17 protein-coding genes are annotated in these 18,182 nt (G+C 61.6%); 14 read left to right on the forward strand and 3 right to left on the reverse strand.

Translation table 11 applies throughout. The features are described 5' to 3' along the window. Positions 1–145: 145 nt before the first annotated feature. Positions 146–1,420 (forward strand): adenosylmethionine--8-amino-7-oxononanoate transaminase, encoded by a 1,275-nt coding sequence (bioA, locus tag ACTG2G_RS22940; RefSeq protein ID WP_439985871.1) that lies wholly within the window; start codon positions 146–148, stop codon positions 1,418–1,420. A gap of 176 nt (positions 1,421–1,596) precedes the next feature. Further along, positions 1,597–2,409 carry a HAMP domain-containing protein gene (locus ACTG2G_RS22945; RefSeq protein WP_439985872.1) on the forward strand — a complete coding sequence of 271 codons (813 nt, stop codon included), beginning with the start codon at positions 1,597–1,599 and terminating at the stop codon, positions 2,407–2,409. 9 nt (positions 2,410–2,418) lie between these two features. Here the strand turns inward: ACTG2G_RS22945 and ACTG2G_RS22950 are convergent, their stop codons facing one another. Next, positions 2,419–2,763, reverse strand: a complete 345-nt coding sequence (locus ACTG2G_RS22950) for a hypothetical protein (protein WP_005359354.1) — start codon at positions 2,761–2,763, stop codon at positions 2,419–2,421. Positions 2,764–2,963: 200 nt separating this feature from the next. On the opposite strand from ACTG2G_RS22950, the gene asnS reads away from it, so the two are divergent. From asnS to ACTG2G_RS22970, 4 genes are all read left to right on the forward strand, one after another. Continuing rightward, positions 2,964–4,364 (forward strand): asparagine--tRNA ligase, encoded by a 1,401-nt coding sequence (asnS, locus tag ACTG2G_RS22955; RefSeq protein WP_043818544.1) that lies wholly within the window; start codon positions 2,964–2,966, stop codon positions 4,362–4,364. A 110-nt stretch (positions 4,365–4,474) separates the two neighbouring features. Beyond that, positions 4,475–5,230, forward strand: coding sequence for a substrate-binding periplasmic protein (locus ACTG2G_RS22960; RefSeq protein ID WP_252656439.1), 756 nt, complete (start codon positions 4,475–4,477; stop codon positions 5,228–5,230). A gap of 374 nt (positions 5,231–5,604) precedes the next feature. Continuing rightward, a complete protein-coding gene (locus ACTG2G_RS22965; protein WP_005337916.1) occupies positions 5,605–6,948 on the forward strand; it encodes an anaerobic C4-dicarboxylate transporter in 1,344 nt (447 codons plus the stop codon). Between the two features lie 173 nt (positions 6,949–7,121). Next, on the forward strand, positions 7,122–7,778 hold the full coding sequence (locus tag ACTG2G_RS22970) for a hypothetical protein (RefSeq protein WP_047437533.1): 657 nt from the start codon (positions 7,122–7,124) through the stop codon (positions 7,776–7,778). A gap of 137 nt (positions 7,779–7,915) precedes the next feature. On the opposite strand, the gene ACTG2G_RS22975 is transcribed toward ACTG2G_RS22970, so the two are convergent. Both ACTG2G_RS22975 and dcuC read right to left on the reverse strand, forming a co-directional pair. After that, the gene (locus ACTG2G_RS22975; protein WP_047437531.1) at positions 7,916–9,055 is read right to left on the reverse strand and encodes a M20 family metallopeptidase; all 1,140 of its coding nucleotides are present in this window, start codon (positions 9,053–9,055) and stop codon (positions 7,916–7,918) included. An 85-nt stretch (positions 9,056–9,140) separates the two neighbouring features. Further along, on the reverse strand, positions 9,141–10,517 hold the full coding sequence (gene dcuC / locus ACTG2G_RS22980) for a C4-dicarboxylate transporter DcuC (protein WP_005350454.1): 1,377 nt from the start codon (positions 10,515–10,517) through the stop codon (positions 9,141–9,143). Between the two features lie 285 nt (positions 10,518–10,802). Here dcuC and ACTG2G_RS22985 point away from each other — a divergent pair, with 285 nt between their 5' ends. The 8 genes from ACTG2G_RS22985 to ACTG2G_RS23020 all read left to right on the forward strand — a co-directional run bounded on the left by ACTG2G_RS22985 (position 10,803) and on the right by ACTG2G_RS23020 (position 18,157). Beyond that, positions 10,803–11,117, forward strand: coding sequence for a hypothetical protein (locus ACTG2G_RS22985; protein ID WP_005337929.1), 315 nt, complete (start codon positions 10,803–10,805; stop codon positions 11,115–11,117). 319 nt (positions 11,118–11,436) lie between these two features. Next, positions 11,437–11,787, forward strand: coding sequence for an ArsC family reductase (locus ACTG2G_RS22990; protein ID WP_005337930.1), 351 nt, complete (start codon positions 11,437–11,439; stop codon positions 11,785–11,787). A 19-nt stretch (positions 11,788–11,806) separates the two neighbouring features. Next, on the forward strand, positions 11,807–12,934 hold the full coding sequence (dapE, locus tag ACTG2G_RS22995) for a succinyl-diaminopimelate desuccinylase (RefSeq protein ID WP_439985873.1): 1,128 nt from the start codon (positions 11,807–11,809) through the stop codon (positions 12,932–12,934). Then, entirely contained in the window at positions 12,931–13,620 is a 690-nt protein-coding gene (locus tag ACTG2G_RS23000; RefSeq protein WP_100654124.1) for a M15 family metallopeptidase, read from the forward strand. The genes dapE and ACTG2G_RS23000 overlap by 4 nt, the downstream gene beginning before the upstream one ends. After that, a complete protein-coding gene (locus tag ACTG2G_RS23005) occupies positions 13,617–13,763 on the forward strand; it encodes a hypothetical protein (RefSeq protein WP_005337933.1) in 147 nt (48 codons plus the stop codon). The genes ACTG2G_RS23000 and ACTG2G_RS23005 overlap by 4 nt, the downstream gene beginning before the upstream one ends. Positions 13,764–14,042: 279 nt before the next feature. Then, positions 14,043–15,770, forward strand: a complete 1,728-nt coding sequence (locus ACTG2G_RS23010) for a potassium/proton antiporter (protein ID WP_043818568.1) — start codon at positions 14,043–14,045, stop codon at positions 15,768–15,770. A gap of 43 nt (positions 15,771–15,813) precedes the next feature. Further along, the gene (locus ACTG2G_RS23015; protein ID WP_335836726.1) at positions 15,814–16,917 is read left to right on the forward strand and encodes a beta-N-acetylglucosaminidase domain-containing protein; all 1,104 of its coding nucleotides are present in this window, start codon (positions 15,814–15,816) and stop codon (positions 16,915–16,917) included. A 31-nt stretch (positions 16,918–16,948) separates the two neighbouring features. Further along, positions 16,949–18,157, forward strand: a complete 1,209-nt coding sequence (locus ACTG2G_RS23020) for a cation:proton antiporter (RefSeq protein ID WP_005350441.1) — start codon at positions 16,949–16,951, stop codon at positions 18,155–18,157. The last annotated feature ends 25 nt before the right edge of the window (positions 18,158–18,182 follow it).

An 18,182-nucleotide genomic window follows, 5' to 3' on the forward strand; every position in this document is an offset into this window, starting at 1 on the left:
GATCGACGGCCACAAAACCCGCCGCCGGGCCCGCGCGCTCAAGGTGATGCGCAGTGCCAAGTGGCTGAAATTGTTGGCTAGTGTAGAGAGCACGCGTAGACTGTCAACACCGACCAGATCAAACCAATTGACAACAGAACAACAAATGACCAACCAAGAATTCGACCTGCACCACATCTGGCACCCCTATACCTCCCTCACTCACCCCCTGCCCTGCTATGAAGTAGCCAGCGCCAAAGGGGTGACTATCACCCTCAGCGACGGCCGTGAACTGGTGGATGGCATGAGCTCCTGGTGGGCTTGCGTGCATGGCTATCAGGTGCCGGAGTTGGACGCCGCCGCCACCGCCCAGCTCGGCAAGATGTCCCACGTGATGTTTGGCGGCCTCACCCACGCCCCGGCGGTCGAGCTCTGCCGCAAGCTGGTGGAGATCACTCCGAAGGGGCTTGATCGGGTATTTCTGGCCGATTCCGGCTCGGTAGCGGTGGAAGTGGCGCTCAAGATGGCCCAGCAGTACTGGCACGCCAAGGGGACGCCCAGAGCCAAATTTGTCGCCCTGCGCAGCGGCTATCACGGCGACACCTTTGGCGCCATGAGCGTCTGCGATCCCGATGGCGGCATGCATGAGCTCTACAAGGGATTCCTGCCGGAGCACCATTTTGTCGACGCGCCCAGCTGCCGCTTCCACGCCGAGTGGGACGAGCAGTGCGTGGTGGAGCTGGCGACGCTCATGGCGGATCATCACGAAGAGATCTCCGCCATCGTGCTCGAACCCATAGTGCAAGGCGCTGGCGGCATGCGCTTCTATCACCCCCGCTATCTGCAGTGGGTACGCGCCCTGTGCGACGAGTTCGGCGTGCTGCTGATTGCCGACGAGATTGCCACCGGCTTTGGCCGCACCGGCCAGCTGTTTGCCTGCGACTGGGCGGGGATCAGCCCCGACATCATGTGTCTGGGCAAGGCGCTCACCGGCGGCTACCTCACCCTCTCGGCGACCCTGACCACCGAGCAGGTCGCCCGCACCATCTGTGACGGCAAGGCGGGGGTCTTTATGCACGGCCCTACTTTTATGGGCAACCCGCTCGCCTGCGCGGTGGCCAACGCCTCCATCGAGTTGCTGCTGGCCTCACCGTGGCAAGAGCGGGTGCGCGCCATCGAGCATCAGCTGCGTACCGAGCTGGTGGAGCTGACCCTGTACCCGGCGGTCGCGGATGTGCGGGTGCTCGGCGCCATCGGGGTGGTGGAGATGAAAGAGCGGGTGGATGTGGCGCGCATCCAGCGCAAATTTGTCGAACTGGGCGCCTGGATCCGCCCCTTTGGCAAGCTGGTCTACCTGATGCCCCCGTTCGTCATCACCCCTGAAGAGCTGCGGGTATTGACCGGCGCCATCCGTCAGGCCATTTCCGAAGGCGAGTTTTAAGGCATGCAGCGGGCGGCCATCGCAGCCGCCCGTTTGACTACCGGCATTTGATATATAAAGAGGGCAACTTTATCCACTTCAGTGCAGTTTCACTTGCCGTAATGTGAGCAAAACACCAGACCTGAGGCCCCAAGAGGGGTAAACTGCTGCGGTTTTACCATCAAGAAAGACTGCTCATGCGCCTCTCCATTGCTGCCAAAATCAACTTTTTCCTGCTCTTCATCTTCTCCATGGTACTGGTCTTCTCCGCAGCCTATCAGGCGGTGCGCGAGCGCGATCTCATCCTGACGCTCATCAAGGAGCAGAGCCGCGAGCAGACCGAAGCCTACTTTGATGGCCTCAACATGCTGATGCTGATCGGCAAGATGGATGCCCGCGATACCCTGCGCGGCAAATTTCTCGACCACGCCCATGTGGAGGATGCACGCATCGTTCGTGGCGACGCGGTGAGCAAACAGTTCGGGCCGGGACGGGAGACAGAACAGGTAAAAGATGAGTTTGATGAGCTGGCTCTGGCGGGCAAAGGGAGTCTGGAGGTGGTGCACAACGGCATGCACAGCCGTCTGGTGGTCACCCGACCGCTGCTGGCCAAGAAGGATTTTCGCGGCACCGACTGCACCAGCTGTCATCTGGTGCCGGAGAACACCGTGCTTGGTGCGGTGCGCTTTGACTACTCCCTCGATTCGCTGTTTACCCGGGTCGAGCAGAATATTCTCACCTCGGCGCTCATTCTCACCGGCATCTTCGGGATGGGACTGCTGCTGACCCTCTGGGTCATCCGCACCTGGATCGTGCGCCCTCTCAACCAGTTGACCCGCTCCATGGAAGAGGCCACCGACCTGCACGACTTCGGCCACCGGCTGGAGGGAGATGACGGCGACGAGATTGGCCGGGTGGCGGTGGCCTACAACCAGATGCTCGACAGTGTGGAGCGCCAGCTCGGCAAGCGCACCAAGGCCAGCAGGCAGGAGCCGGATCAGCCCCGCTGAGGCGGGCGCTTAACCGACGTAGTAGAAGAGCAAGCTGGCGATCAGCACCAATAGCAGGATGGCCAGATTGACATGCCGGGAGTCATCCTGACGGCGGCTGCGCTTGCGCTCCAGCAGCAACACCGCCAGCGTCAGGGCGCAGCAGCTCCAGAGCCCGTAGACCAGCCAGGGGGTAAGGGCCGGGTCCCAATAATCGCGCACCTCGATCCCGCCATAGACCAGAAAACCGTAGGCAATTTCGGGACGGGCATAGTGGTAAAGGGAGAGCAGCACGATAAAGCCGCCCCAGCAGAGCATCACCAGCCCCTGCAACACCCGTGTCAGCCAATCTGGCCCATGCCGCCGATCTTTCACCCACCTCTCCTGCGCCCGTGACACTCTTGTTGAGTGAACCATGCCGAAAACCCCACCAGAGTCCGACATTTTTGCTTGTTTATCAAACCCGCGCGGGTAAGATTGACGGCTTAGTCTGCCATGGTGGGCCATCTGTGCCCGGGCCAGACTCCCTAGTGTTGCAAATAGCGCTGCAAGAACAAGCTGGAGACAATATTTCGATGACGCACGCATCCGTAGTAGATGTGCTGGCCGGTAAGTATCCGGTCGGCACCACCCAAACTGTCAAAGGGTGGATCCGGACTCGCCGTGATTCCAAGGCGGGGATCTCATTTTTGGCCATTTCCGATGGCTCCTGTTTCCATCCGGTACAGGCAGTTGTCCCCAATACCCTGGCCAATTACGAGAATGAAGTGCTGCGTCTGACCACTGCCTGCTCCGTGGAAGTGACCGGCGTGGTTGCCGCCTCTCAGGGCAGCGGCCAGGCTTTCGAACTGCAGGCGACCGAGGTGAAGGTAGTCGGTTGGGTCGAAGATCCGGACACCTACCCGATGGCTGCCAAGCGCCACAGCATCGAATACCTGCGTGAACAGGCCCACCTGCGCCCGCGCACCAACATCGTTGGCGCCGTGACCCGCGTTCGTCACTGCCTGGCGCAAGCCATCCACCGCTTCTTCCACGAAGAGGGTTTCCTCTGGGTTGCGACCCCGCTCATCACCGCCTCTGACACCGAAGGTGCCGGCGAGATGTTCCGCGTCTCCACTCTGGACATGGAAAACCTGCCGCGCACCGACGCCGGCAAGGTGGACTACAACGAAGATTTCTTTGGCAAAGAGGCTTTCCTGACCGTATCCGGCCAGCTGAACGCCGAAACCTATGCCTGCGCCCTCTCCAAGGTCTACACCTTCGGCCCGACCTTCCGCGCTGAAAACTCCAACACCAGCCGCCACCTGGCCGAGTTCTGGATGGTTGAGCCGGAAGTGGCCTTCAACGATCTGGAAGATAACGCCGCACTGGCCGAAGCCATGCTGAAGTATGTCTTCAACGCCGTACTGACCGAGCGTCGCGACGATCTGGAGTTCTTCGCCCAGCACGTGGACAAGGATGCCATCGGCCGTCTGGAGCGTTTCGTCTCCTCCGACTTCGCCCAGATCGACTACACCGACGCCATCGAAGTGCTGAAAAACTGCGGCAAGAAGTTCGAGTTCCCGGTCTCCTGGGGTATCGATCTCTCCTCCGAGCATGAGCGCTATCTGGCCGAGGAGCACTTCAAGTCTCCGGTGGTGGTGAAGAACTACCCGAAAGATATCAAGGCCTTCTACATGCGCCTCAACGACGACGGCAAGACCGTTGCCGCGATGGACGTACTGGCACCGGGCATCGGCGAGATCATCGGTGGTTCCCAGCGTGAAGAGCGTCTGGACGTGCTGGATGCCCGTCTGGCCGAGATGGGCCTGAACAAGGAAGATTACTGGTGGTATCGCGACCTGCGTCGCTTCGGCACAGTCCCGCACTCCGGCTTCGGTCTGGGCTTCGAGCGTCTGGTGGTCTACGTGACCGGCATGGGCAACGTCCGCGACGTGATCCCGTTCCCGCGTACTCCGCGTACCGCCGAGTTCTGATCAGCGGCATCTTGCCACTGCATTGCACAAGCCGACCTGTGGGTCGGCTTGTTTATTGTCACCGTTATGGGTGATACTCAGGATCAATCGGCACAAGGAACTCGTCGCCTATGGGATATCGCCTGCTGCTTTCGCTATTGCTGTCCTGCATGCCTGTTCAACTGTGGGCCGAGCCCGTTCGTCTGACCACCCTGGAGTGGCCCCCCTACACCAGCCAGAGCCTGCCCGATGGCGGCCTCACCGGTCATATCGTCAAACGTGCCTTTGCCGAGGCGGGACTGGAGGTGACGTTCGACTTCTACCCCTGGCAGCGGGCGGTACGGCTGGCGGCCGACCCGACCCAGCCTTATAGCGGCTATTTTCCAGATTACCTCTCCGACACCCTGCCGACCTTGTGGCGCAGCTCCCCCAGCGTAGGCGACAGCGTGCTGGGCATGGCGCAGCGCTCAGGCCCACCCATCCCCTGGCAGCAGCTCACGGATCTCGCCCCCTACCGGATCGGCGTGGTGGAGGGGTACGTCAACACCCGTGAATTCGATGCCCTGATGGCCAGCAAGCGCCTCAACACTGCCGCCGTCGATTCCGACCTGCTCAACCTGCGCAAATTGCAGCGCGACCGGCTCGATCTGGCGGTGATCGATCGGGATGTCTTTCACTGGCTCATCAACCATGATCGCAAGCTGAGCAGCGCCGGATTGCAATTTCACCCGAAGATCCTCGAACACAAGAGCCTGCACATCATGTTTCGTCCCGACCAGCAGGCGTTGCAGCAACGGGTGGCACAGGCCATTGCCAGATTGGATATTGCCAGGCTGAGCGAGGATTATCAGCGCCGCTATCTGCAGCAAGCCCCTGCGGCCAAGTGAGCAGACCCGCCGAAGTCAGCCCTTGCTGGCCAAAATAGCCTGAGCGCTGGCTTTTTCACCCTCTTCTGCCGCAATCGAGCCCTTTTTATGCCCCTCCCCTGCAGCCCTGCTGCTACTCTGTGCTGCCACCATGACCACCCGATGGCTTGGCCCCGAGTGATACCACTTGGTGACAAAAATGATGTTTTTGTTAGTACGTGGTTTTTAAGTGGTTTAATCAAAAATTCATCGAGTTATTGAAGTAACTCAATTTTTTCACTTTTTCAGGGGAGCAGAATAGTAACTAACCCTTTTGGGCTAAATAAAACAGACAATGACAATTCATGGTTCAGGCTACCCGCGGCAATATGGGTTGAATCACACGAGGTAACGGAATGATCTTGATGGAATTTTTGGTGGTACTCGGCTGCTTGCTGCTGGGTACCCGCTTTGGGGGCATGGGACTCGGTCTCATCAGTGGTATCGGTCTCTTCCTGCTGACCTTCGTCTTCGGCCTGGTGCCGGGCGAACCGCCTGTTCAGGTAATGCTGACCATTCTGGCGGTGATCGGCTGTGCCGCCACCCTGCAGACTGCCGGTGGCCTCAACCTGATGATGCAAGTGGCCGAGCGTCTGCTGCGCCGTCACCCGCAATACATCACTATCCTGGCGCCGCTCACCACCTGGACCCTCACCTTCCTGTGCGGTACCGGCCACGTGGTCTACACCATGTTCCCCATCATCGCTGACATCGCGCTGCAGAAGAACATCCGCCCCGAGCGCCCGATGGCCGTGGCCTCCGTTGCCTCCCAGATGGCCATCTGCGCCTCCCCGGTCTCCGTTGCTGTGGTCTCCATGGTTTCCATTCTGGCGGCCGGTCACGGTATCGGTCAGGCTTACGGCCTGCTCGACATCCTGATGATCGCCATCCCCTCCTCCCTGACCGGTGTCATCGTGGCTGCCCTGTGGAGCCTGCGTCGCGGCAAGGATCTGGACAAGGATGAAGAGTTCCAGGCCAAGATCAAAGACCCGGAGCAACGCGCCTTCATCTACGGTGGTGGCGAGACCCTGCTCAACACCAAGTTCCCGAAAGAGGCCTACTGGTCTACCTGGATCTTCTTCGCCGCCATCGCTGCCGTGGTATTGCTCGGCGCCAACGAAGGTCTGCGTCCGGTGTTCACCATCAAGGACAAGACCGGCCCGCTCTCCATGAACCTGGTGATCCAGATGATGATGCTGATCGCCGGTGCCATCATCCTGATGCGCTGCAAGGTCAAGCCGGGCGAGATCGCCAACGGTGCCGTCTTCAAGGCGGGCATGGTCGCCATCTTCTCCGTATTCGGGGTGGCATGGATGAGTGAGACCTTCTTCCAGGCTCACATGCCGCTGCTCAAAGAGACTCTGGCCCATGTGGTACAGGCCCAGCCCTGGACCTACGCTCTGGTGCTGTTCCTCATCTCCAAGCTGGTAAACAGCCAGGCCGCCGCCCTCACCGCCATCGCCCCCATGGGTCTGGCGCTGGGTGTGGAGCCAAAGCTGCTGATCGCCTTCCTGCCGGCGAGCTACGGCTACTTCGTGCTGCCGACCTACCCGAGCGATCTGGCCTGTATCGGTTTCGACCGCTCCGGCACCACCCGCATCGGCAAGTTCATCATCAACCACAGCTTCATCATTCCGGGGCTGATCGGGGTGGTGACCTCCTGCTCGCTGGGCTTTATCCTCACCAGCATCCTGCTCTAATCGCAGCGGCGTTTACCACGCTATTGCAATACAGGCCCCCGCTTCGGGGGCCTGCTTTTTCCCCGCTCCGTTACCTCAACCACTTCCCCGCCGCCATTTCCGGACACAATACCTTTACCTCTGCCCCCGCCGCTGGGTAGCATGCCCCCTCGTTCACCACCGGAATCTCATCCATGTCTCGCGTCATCCTGCTCTGGAGCGGTGGCAAAGATGCCATGCTGGCCCTCTGTCATGCCCGTCAAGCGGGCCATCAGGTGGTGGCACTGGCCACCTTTGCGCCGCCAGAGCCCCGATTTCTCGCTCACCCCTTGCCGCTGGTGCGCCGTCAGGCGGAAGCCCTCGGGCTGCCCCATCTGCTGGTCACCATAGAAGCGCCGTTCGCTCTCGGTTATGAGCGGGCACTGGCACGGCTCAAGGAGGAGTGGCAACTCGATGGCGTAGTCACCGGCGATATCGACAGCGTGGGGGGCGCACCAAACTGGATCCGCGAACGCTGCCAGCCGCTGGGGCTCACCGTCCACACCCCGCTCTGGCAGCAATCTCGTCAAGCCTTGCTGGCGGATCTGCTGGCCCGCGGCATCGTCGCCCACCTCTCCTGCGTCGATACCCGGGTGCTGGCTCCCGAGTGGACTGGACGCACCCTCGATGCCGCCACCCTCTGCGAGCTACAACAACTGGCAGAGCGCGAGGGCTTCGATGCCTGCGGCGAGCAGGGGGAGTACCACACCATGGTGACCGACGGCCCGGGCTTTGCCGCCCCGCTGCGCCTCGATGACTGGCTGGTGGCGCGGCAGGATCACCTGGCCTATCTGGCCGAACCGCAGGGGTAACGGCCGCAAGCAAGCAGCCAACTCACTTAGCGCGCGAAAAATCGAGATAAAAAAACGGGAGGCAACAGCCTCCCGTTTGGATTTGAGCGGACCAGTTTTGAGCGGGCCATGACGACCCGAACAAGGGATAGACCGGCTTATTTTGCCAGCTTGCCCAGCACCCGCTGCAGCAGGCGGATGCGCGGCTCGATGCTCTCCAGCAGCAGGAACTCCGCCTCCGAGTGGAAGCCGCCCCCCATGGGGCCGAAACCATCGAGGGACGGCACACCTGCGGCGGCGGTGAAATTGGCATCCGAGCCGCCACCGGCCTCCAGCCAGTTGAAGGGGATCCCCTCCTCTTTGGCTGCCGCCTCCACCAGCGCCATCAGCGCCTCGGTATCACCGCTCGGGCGCATCGCTGGCTTGAAGGTCTGGCGATCCACCTCGACCCGGCAGCCCGCGAGGAAGGGGTTGTTGGCCATAAAGGTGAGCCGATCGTGTACCGCAGCGGCCTCTTCGTTGCTCCAGAAGCGCAGATCGACGATCGCCTCTGCAAAGTCCGGCACCACGTTGACACCGGTGCCGCCCTGTACCACGCCGACGTTCATGGTGGTGCCCGTGGTCATGTTGACCTGCTCGTTGATGGCCAGCACCCAGTGCGCGAGTTCGGTGATAGCAGAGACACCTTCGGTCAGGGCCGAACCGGCGTGGGAGGCCTTGCCGTGGAAGGTGATGCGGTACTTGGCATTGCCCTTGCGGGCGCTGATGAGATCCCCGTTGGGACGGGCTGCCTCGGCCACCAGCACGCAGCCGCTCTGTTTGGCCTTCTCCACCAGCCAATCCTTGGACCAGGGAGAGCCAATCTCTTCGTCGCAGTTGTAGCAGACCAGCACCTTGAGCTTGGCCAACTGCGCCGGATCCATCTCTTTGAGGGCATACCAGATAGAGAGCAGGCCGCTCTTCATGTCCGAAACGCCGGGGCCAAAGGCTTGATTGCCTTCGATTTTCAGCGGGCGCTTGGCCGCCGTCCCCTCGGGGAAGACGGTATCCATGTGGCCGCACAGCATCACGTCGTAGTGATCGGCACCCGGCGCATTGGTGATCTCGAGGCAGGGACCGCACTCGGCAGCAAACTGGTGGCGAGTCACCTGCCAGCCGATGGCCTCATATTTCTCGGTCATGATGTCGGCCACTTTCGCTACCCCGGCCGGGGTGCGAGTACCGCAATCGAGGTTGATGAGCGGGGCCAGATCTGCCAGGTAGGCATCCAGAGAAAAAGCGTTGCGAGAGTCTGTCATTGTCATCTCCTGGGACGGGAGGGCAGGCCTCCCGTCCGACAGCCGAGTGAAAGGGGCGGACAGCTCGTGGCCGTCCGCCACCCGCTTACATAAACAGCAGATAATTTAGGGTCAGCGCCGTCACCAGCGCCCCCGCCATCGGCACGCTGGTGCGCTTGACCACGGTAAAGGGCGATACCTTGGCAATCCCCGCACAGGCGATCAGTACCGCTGCGATGGGAGAGACGGTGCGGCCGATACTGGAAGCGAGCTGCATCGGCAGCAGCATGGTCACCGCAGGTACGCCAAACTTGGCCGCCACCGCCGGTGCCAGGGTCGAGAAGCTGAGGAACGCCGCGTTGCCGGAGCCCATGATGACCGCCGCCACCATGATCAGCGCCACCATCACCAGGGTCATCAGACCGCTGCCGATACCGGCATTGCTGGCAGAGTGCAGCAGGGTATCGATGGCACCGATGGCCTTGAGGGATTCGGCAAACAGCTCGGCACAGACGATGAGCGCCACCACGGGGCCAAACACCTTGCCCATGCCATCGAGGAAGCTCGACAGCCCGGCAAACGCGGTACGCACCGAGCGGCTACGCAGCAGCTCGCACAGCATGCCGATAAAGACCGACAGCAGCATGGCCACCTCCACGCTCATCTTGATGTCGCTCACCAGCAGCTTGGAGAAGGTCATCATCAGCACGAAGGGGATGATCGGCAACAGGGCATACCAGGTGGGCGCCTGCACGCTCTCGGTGCCCTGCTCGTCCAGCTCGGCGTGATCGCCACGATGGAGCGCAGGATCCCAGCCATCCTTGCGATCGCAGTGACGCTGCCAGAAGAAGTGCAGCACCATGGTCACCAGCAGCATGGGGGCCACCAGCCAGATCTGGTAGTCAACAAAATAGCTGGTCGGATCCATGCCGGATTGACCGGCGGAGAAGATGGCGTTGGTCTGGGTCGGGCCAATTTCAAACGCCTGGGAGGTGGCGATGACACCACAGGCGGAGGCCGGGCTGATGCCGAGATTGCGCATCACCGGATACATGGTGACCATCAACAGCAGGCCAAGGCCGGTGGCGGAGGTGACGAACAGGGAGACGAATACCGCCACCAGATAACAGATAGAGAGCATCAGGTAGCTTGACTGGATGCCCGCCACCGGCTTGACCGCCACCCGCACCAGCGCCTGGGAGGCCCCGATATGGGACATGTAAGTGGCAAAACCCGCCACCGCCATGATGGTGAGGCCGAGGCCCGCCGCGCGGTAGGAGAAGATCCCCTTGAACACTTCGAACAGGTCGAACAGGGCGAAACCGGTGCTCTTGTCAGCGGGGAGAATAGGGTGCAGCCCCAGCCAGTAGGCCACTGCAAAAATGGCCATGCCCGCCAGCGCCAGCACCGCCTGCGGGTTGTAATCCTTGATAATGCCGTAGACCACGGCGACCAGAACGAGCAAGACGAATAAAAGTTCCAATATTCACTCCTGATAAATTTATCGAATAGCGAAATCTAGTGATCTGACCACTGTTTGCCTTTGATCCCTATCAATAAAGGTGCCGTCACCGTGATTCATTAGCATAATATGTCGGCCATGTAACAATTTTTCGTTATTTCAACTGCCGGAAAACCTTTATCACCCCATATCCGGGAATTGTGTGACGCGACTCCCCTCTTTTTTGCGTTGGATCAACATATGACGGCGCCGAACTGGCGAAGATGCGCTTCGACATATAGCGACCATTTCGCGCCGGAGAGAGTTATGACAAGCCAAGCCACCGCAGGTGCTTCGACCTGCGACTACAAGCTGTGGGACATCCTCGTCGAGTCTGCAAAGGAACGCACTACCATTCGTTACTCCAAACTGGCCAAGCAGGCCGGGCTGGAGCAGTGCCAGGATGAACTGCGCACCCTGCTGCAACGCATCCGCATGTACTGCACCGAAAACAACCTGCCGATCCTCTCCGCCATCGTGGTGGACGACGTGGGCAAATACACTGGCCTCTCTTCCAGCCTGCCTGATGCACCCTGGGAACGGGCCCGGGTCTTTGACCATGAGTGGACCACCCTGCACTGATTGAGGTGCTTGATAATGCCGACCAAAACGCGCCCGCTGGCGCGTTTTGGCTATCTGGCGTTTGCCCCCTTCTCTTTTTCTCCTGCAATAGTCGATCTTCTCCCGCAATAGCCGCCCCATTGGGCACGCCCGCCCCACTGCTTCTGACCTTGTGCTCAAAATCGCCGTTCAAGTGTGACCAGTTCCGGTAAAACCCGCGAGCCGGACCATCGGCGTTGCCATGGGATTGCCACAATGCCAGAATCGGGCCCTTGCACTGCGTTGATTCGGATTTTCGGGACGCGGCCCACGGCCAGCGCCCACAAGAGAAGGACTCCCCATGGCCATCACCCTCTATGGCATCAAGAACTGCGACACCATCAAGAAAGCCCGCAAGTGGCTGGATGAGGCCGGTATCGACTACCGCTTTCACGACCACCGCGCCGACGGCCTGAACCCGGACGATCTGGACAGCTGGCTGGCAAAACTCGGCTGGGAAGCCCTGCTCAACAGCCGCGGCACCACCTTCCGCGCCCTGCCGGATGAGGCCAAACAGGGGCTCGACACCGCCAAGGCGCGCGCCCTGCTGCTGGAACATCCGGCCATGATCAAGCGCCCGCTGCTCGACCGTGACGGCGAACTGACCCTGGGTTTCAAGGCTGATCACTACCAATCCCTCTTCTCCCGTTAAGGACAACTAAGGACAACTGATGTCGGATGTCATCGCACTGGCCAAGGATCTGATCCGCCGCCCCTCCGTTACCCCCCTCGATGAAGGGTGCCAGACCCTTATGGCGGAGCGCCTCGCCAGGATCGGGTTCGTTATCGAGCCCATGGTGTTTGAGGACACCACCAACCTCTGGGCCCGCCGTGGCAGCGAGGGGCCACTGTTCTGCTTCGCTGGCCACACCGACGTGGTACCCGCCGGGCCGCTGGACAAATGGCACACCCCGCCGTTCGAGCCGACCATCAAGGATGGTGTGCTCTACGGCCGTGGCGCCGCCGACATGAAAGGCTCGCTGGCTTCCATGGTGGTGGCGGTAGAGCGCTTCGTGGCCGAGCATCCGGATCACACCGGGTCCATCGCCTTTCTGATCACCTCCGATGAAGAGGGGCCCTTTATCAATGGCACCACCCGGGTGATCGACACCCTGGAGGCCCGCAACGAGAAGATCCGCTGGTGCATCGTCGGCGAGCCCTCCTCCACCGCCGTGGTCGGGGATGTGGTGAAGAACGGCCGCCGCGGCTCCATCACCGGCGATCTGCTGGTGCGCGGGGTGCAGGGCCATGTGGCCTATCCCCATCTGGCGGACAACCCCATTCACAAAGCCGCGCCAGCGCTGGCCGAACTTGCCGCCACCGTGTGGGATGAGGGCAACGCCTACTTCCCCCCCACCAGCTTCCAGATCGCCAACATCTCGGCCGGCACCGGCGCCTCCAACGTCATTCCGGGCGAGCTGAAGGTGCAGTTCAACTTCCGCTTCAGCACCGAACTGACCGACCTGGATATCCGCGAGCGGGTCGAAGCGCTGCTGGATAAACATGGCCTCGATTATCAGCTGAACTGGACCCTCTCCGGCCAGCCATTCCTCACCGACACCGGCGCGCTGCTCGATGCCGCCGTGGCGGCCATCGAGGCGGTGAACGGTCAGCGACCGGCCCTGCTCACCACCGGCGGCACCTCCGACGGGCGCTTTATCGCCCCCACTGGCGCCGAGGTGATTGAGCTTGGCCCCGTCAACGCCACTATTCACAAGGTGAACGAGTGCGTGAAGGCGGACGATCTGGATCTGCTGGCGGACATGTATCAAGGGGTGCTCGAGAGATTGCTGGCATGACGCAGGAACAACTACTGGGGCTCGACGAGAGCCACCTTATTCTGGTGGGGCGCGGCCCCCATCGTCTGACTGCCGCCACCGCCGCGGCCTTCAACGACATGCAGGTGGCAGCCGCCTATGAGGGGTTCAACCTGCAGGCGGCCTCCAGCTGGCGCAGCTTCGAGCGCCAGCTCGCCATCTGGAATGGCAAGTGGCGCGGCGAGCGGCCGCTGCTCGATGCCAACAGCCAGCCCATCGATGCCCTGCAACTCTGCGAGACAGAGCGGCTGCACGCCATTTTGCGCTGGAGCGCCCTGCCCGGCACCAGTCGTCACCACTGGGGGACCGATCTCGACATCTACGACCCGGACTGTTTGCCTGCCGATACCAAACTGGCACTGGAGCCCTGGGAGTATGAAGCCGGGGGCTGGTTTGCGGATCTCAGCGAGTGGCTCAGCGACCATATGAGCGACTTCGGCTTCTTCCTCCCTTATGCCAAACCGGTCGGGGCACAGAGCGGGGTCGCCTACGAGCCCTGGCATATCAGCTTCTCGCTGGAGTCCGACGAGCAGCGGCTCGATCCGGCGGCACTGGCGCTTTGTCTGCAACAGGCGGATATTGAAGGCAAGTCGACCATATTGGCCAACCTTGATGAAATTTTGGCCCGTTATGTCACCACCTGTCCTGACGAAAGGAAAATCCCATGAATCTCTGGCTGTGGATAGGGTTGCCGCTGCTGTTCCTGCTCGGGCTGTTTCTCAATGCCATCAAAGACATGAAACGGCTGGAGAAGCAGTTGCCCAACTACAAGGACAAGATCCGCGAAGTGAAGGATGACGAGGACGACTGAATCCCGCCCCATCCCGTGGGGAGCGCCCTTGTGCTCCCCTCTCCCTCTGCTGTGCCGTTTCGCTTTTCCCCGCCCTCTCCTCCCTGCGCATCCTTAAATCGACGCTCCTTTGACTCCGCTTTCGTTAACCCCTTCACAGTCAGAATATGGCGCGGCCATGCTGAAAAAAGGGATGAAAAATGTAAGAAAGTGCAAATTGATGCACAAATAAGCCACACAAGGGGGGCCTAACTGCATATAATGTGCCTACTTTGCACATTACCAGGAAGGAGTTCGCCCTTGGATGCCGCTACCATCAACAGTTTCTTTTTTGTCGCTGCCCTGTTGGTGGGAGCCAGCGTACTGTTGAGCGCCCTCTCTTCCCGCCTCGGTATTCCCATTCTGGTTATCTTCCTCGCCGTCGGCATGCTGGCCGGTGAAGATGGCCCCGGTGGCATCCACTTCGCTGACTACTCCATCGCCTATCTGGTGGGCAACCTGGCGCTCGCCATCATTCTGCTCGACGGCGGCATGCGCACCCGGGTCTCATCGTTCCGGGTGGCGCTCTGGCCTGCCCTGTCGCTGGCGACGGTCGGTGTGGCCATCACCACCGGCCTGACGGGGCTCGCCGCCGCCTGGCTGTTTGACCTCAACCTGATGCAGGGGATGCTGATCGGCGCCATCGTCGGCTCCACCGATGCGGCGGCGGTCTTCTCCCTGCTTGGCGGACGCAGTCTCAACGAGCGGGTGAGCGCCACTCTGGAGATCGAGTCAGGCAGCAACGACCCCATGGCAGTGTTTCTTACCGTCACCCTCATCGAGGTGCTCGCCACCGCCCAGCAAGGGCTGGATGGGGGCTTCCTGCTGCTGCAACTGGTCAAGCAGTTCGGTCTTGGCGCCGGGATCGGCCTTGGCGGCGGCTGGCTGCTGTGGCGCCTCATCAACACCGCCCGCCTGGCGCCGGGGCTCTATCCGCTGCTCACCGTCAGCGGCGGCCTGCTGATCTTCGCCCTCACCACGGCGGTCGGTGGCAGCGGCATTCTCGCCATCTATCTCACCGGTCTGTTGCTCGGCAACCTCGCCCTGCGCAGCCGCAGCACCACATTGTCGGTGCTGGACGGTCTGACCTGGCTCAGCCAAATCGGCATGTTTCTGGTGCTGGGGCTGCTCGCCTCACCCCACAAGCTGCTGCCCATCGCCCTGCCCGCGCTGGCGCTGGCGATGTGGATGATCCTGTTTGCCCGCCCGGTGTCGGTCTGGATCGGGCTGCTGCCGTTCAAGAACTTCGCCCCCCGCGAGCGCTGGTTTATCTCCTGGGTCGGCCTGCGCGGCGCCGTGCCCATCATTCTGGCGGTGTTCCCCATGATGGCGGGGCTGCCCAACGCCCAGCTCTACTTCAACGTCGCCTTCTTCGTGGTGCTGGTTTCGCTGATTTTGCAGGGCAGCTCGCTACCGCTGGCCTCAAAACTGGCGCGGGTGGAGGTACCAGCACCACCGTCGCCCATCAACCGCTCGGGGCTCGAGATCGATCTCGACAGCCAGTGGGAGACCTTCGTCTACCAGCTGGGGGAGGAGAAGTGGTGCATCGGCTCGCCACTGCGGGATCTGCAGATGCCCGCCGGCACCCGGATCTGCGCCCTGTTTCGTGGCCGCGAGCTGCTCCACCCCTCAGGCAGTACCTGTCTGCAGGCCGATGACATCCTCTGCGTCATCGGTCACGAACGTGACCTCCCCGCCCTCGGTCAGCTCTTTAGTCAGGCACCGGAGCAAGATCTCGGCCCCCGCTTCTTCGGTGACTTCCTGCTGGAAGCGGCGGCACGGCTGGTGGATCTCGCCCCTCTTTACGGGCTGGATGTGAGCGAGGTGGCGGATCAGACACTGGGCGATTTTATTGCCAGTCAGTTGGGCGATAATCTGGTGGTCGGTGACAACATCGAATGGCAGGGCCTGATCTGGACCGTGGCCGAAATGGACGAGAGCGTGCCGAGCAAGATCGGGGTGCGCTTTCAGGAAGAGGACCCGGTCTGACTGACCGTCCCGTATCAAGTCCCCAGCAAGAAGGGAGAGAGTTATGCCATATCAAAGTTTGCTGTCCGGCCCCCTGCCCCCCGCTGCCAATCTGGGGGTCATTGAAGGCTTTTTTGGCAAGGGATGGAGCTGGCAGGCCCGCGCCCGCTACGCCCAGTGGCTGCCACGCCACGGTTACGGTTTCTATATCTACGCCCCGAAAGAGGATGGCTATCTGCGCAAGCACTGGGCCCTCCCCTGGCCCGAGCAGCAGCAGGCCGATCTCGCCGAACTGGCGCGCCAGTGCCGCGCCAACGGCCTCGCCTTCGGGGTGGGCTTGAGCCCCATGGGGGCTCATCACGACTACGATCGCAAACGCTCGGCGCTGCTTGAGAAAGTGCGCCTCATCGACGAGATGCTGCAGCCTGACATTCTGGCAGTGCTGTTTGACGACATGAAGGGGGATACCCCGGATCTGGCGCACCATCAGCTCATCATCGCCCACGACATCGCGGCTCACAGCAAGGCGACCCGCCTCATCTTCTGCCCCAGCTACTACTCGACCGATCCGGTGCTGGAGAAGGTGTTTGGCGCCATGCCTCCCCACTATCTGGAGGAGCTTGGCGAGCGGCTCGATCGCCGTTTCGAGATCTTCTGGACCGGCCCCAAGGTCTGCTCGACCGATTATCCGGCGGTACACCTCAAACAGGTGACCGAACTGCTCGGCCGCAAGCCCTTCCTGTGGGACAACTACCCGGTTAACGATGGCAGCAAGGCGAGCAGCTACCTGCACCTGCGCGCCTTCGAGAACCGCCCCGCCGAGCTGGCGGAGCTGGTCTCTGGCCACGCGGTCAACCCGATGAAACAGGCGGCGCTGTCAGCCCTGCCCCTCGCTACCCTGCCAATGAGCTACCGACTCGGCAAGCAGTATGACCCCGACAAGGCGCTGCATGCCGCCCTCAACGCCACCTGCGGCCCGCAGATCTCGGCGATGATCGAGGCCGACCTGCCGCTGTTTCAGGATCTGGGGCTGGCACAGCTCACCCCCGAGCAGATTGCCGCCCTCAAGGCGCGCTATCTGCCGTTTCGTGACCAATCCTGCGTTGACGAAATCGTGCGCTGGCTGGACGGGGAGTATGTGTTCGACCCCGACTGCCTGACCGACTAACCCCCCCCTGCGGGGGCAGAAAGGAGGTTGTATGGATGCACACCTGCTTTACCAGAATCTGGCGGTGATCGCCGCCTTCTTGCTGGTCTACAGCCTGATCGCGGGGCGCTTCGAATCAAAACTGGTCAACGGCCCCCTGCTCTTTCTGCTGACCGGCTGGCTACTGGGGCCGGGAGGGCTGGAGCTGCTCTCCCTCTCTATCGACAGCGCTGGCATCAAGCTGCTGGCCGAGCTGACGCTGGTTATCGTGCTGTTCAACGATGCCGCCAACACCAACTGGCAGGTATTGCTGGCCAACCGCCAGCTCCCCATCCGGCTGCTGCTGATTGGCCTGCCCCTCACCCTGCTTTGTGGCGCCCTGTTTGGCCACTGGATCTTCCCCGACCTGCCACTGCTGGAGATGGCCATCCTCTCCACCATTCTTGCCCCCACGGATGCGGCGCTCGGCAAGGCGGTGGTGAGCAACCCCGCGGTGCCTGCACCTGTGCGTGAAGGGCTCAATCAGGAGAGCGGCCTCAACGACGGCATCTGCGTGCCGGTACTGCTTCTACTGCTGGCCCTTATCGCCCCCACAGAGCAACACGCAGGCACCGCCACGCTGGCCATCACCCTGATGCTGGAGGAGATCGGCATTGGCCTGCTGGTCGCCTTTGTGCTGACCAGCCTCACCATCCGGCTGTTGAAAATCTCCTATCTCAATGGCTGGCAACTGCCACTCTGGCGTCAGCTCACCATGCCGGGCCTGGCCCTGCTCTGCTTTGCGCTGGCCCAGACTCTGGGGGGCAGTGGCTTTATCGCCGCCTTTGTCGGCGGCCTCTTTATCGGCCACCGCCTCGGCGAGCACAAGCACGCCTATATGGACAGCTGCGAAGGCTACGGCGACCTGCTCTCCGTGGTGATCTGGATGGTGTTTGGCGCGACCCTGATGCCCATTCTGCCGGAGCTGCTGCACTGGCAATACTGGCTCTATGCCATTGCCAGCCTCACCCTGCTGCGGATGGTGCCGGTTTGGCTGAGCCTCATCGGTACCGGCCTCAAGCCGGAGCTCAAGCTCTTTATCGGCTGGTTCGGGCCGCGTGGCCTTGCCAGCATCGTCTTTGCGGTGATGGTGCTGCAAAACGAGCCAGCCCTGATTGGCCAGCGTCCCATCATCGCCACCGTGCTCTGCACCATCATATTGAGCGTCATCCTGCACGGCCTCACCGCCAACCCCTGGGTCGAGCGTTTCAAGCCTCGCTAAGCCACCCGGCGCCCATTAAAAATGC

The organism is Aeromonas sp. 55A, from assembly GCF_051919665.1.
Taxonomy (GTDB): domain Bacteria; phylum Pseudomonadota; class Gammaproteobacteria; order Enterobacterales; family Aeromonadaceae; genus Aeromonas; species Aeromonas veronii.

Coding starts and splice junctions, on each gene's coding strand:
- bioA (WP_439985871.1), top strand. CDS start 146: ATGACCAACCAAGAATTCGACCTGCACCACATCTGGCACCCCTATACC.
- ACTG2G_RS22945 (WP_439985872.1), top strand. CDS start 1,597: ATGCGCCTCTCCATTGCTGCCAAAATCAACTTTTTCCTGCTCTTCATC.
- asnS (WP_043818544.1), top strand. CDS start 2,964: ATGACGCACGCATCCGTAGTAGATGTGCTGGCCGGTAAGTATCCGGTC.
- ACTG2G_RS22960 (WP_252656439.1), top strand. CDS start 4,475: ATGGGATATCGCCTGCTGCTTTCGCTATTGCTGTCCTGCATGCCTGTT.
- ACTG2G_RS22965 (WP_005337916.1), top strand. CDS start 5,605: ATGATCTTGATGGAATTTTTGGTGGTACTCGGCTGCTTGCTGCTGGGT.
- ACTG2G_RS22970 (WP_047437533.1), top strand. CDS start 7,122: ATGTCTCGCGTCATCCTGCTCTGGAGCGGTGGCAAAGATGCCATGCTG.
- ACTG2G_RS22975 (WP_047437531.1), bottom strand. CDS start 9,055: ATGACAGACTCTCGCAACGCTTTTTCTCTGGATGCCTACCTGGCAGAT.
- ACTG2G_RS22985 (WP_005337929.1), top strand. CDS start 10,803: ATGACAAGCCAAGCCACCGCAGGTGCTTCGACCTGCGACTACAAGCTG.
- ACTG2G_RS22990 (WP_005337930.1), top strand. CDS start 11,437: ATGGCCATCACCCTCTATGGCATCAAGAACTGCGACACCATCAAGAAA.
- dapE (WP_439985873.1), top strand. CDS start 11,807: ATGTCGGATGTCATCGCACTGGCCAAGGATCTGATCCGCCGCCCCTCC.
- ACTG2G_RS23000 (WP_100654124.1), top strand. CDS start 12,931: ATGACGCAGGAACAACTACTGGGGCTCGACGAGAGCCACCTTATTCTG.
- ACTG2G_RS23005 (WP_005337933.1), top strand. CDS start 13,617: ATGAATCTCTGGCTGTGGATAGGGTTGCCGCTGCTGTTCCTGCTCGGG.
- ACTG2G_RS23015 (WP_335836726.1), top strand. CDS start 15,814: ATGCCATATCAAAGTTTGCTGTCCGGCCCCCTGCCCCCCGCTGCCAAT.
- ACTG2G_RS23020 (WP_005350441.1), top strand. CDS start 16,949: ATGGATGCACACCTGCTTTACCAGAATCTGGCGGTGATCGCCGCCTTC.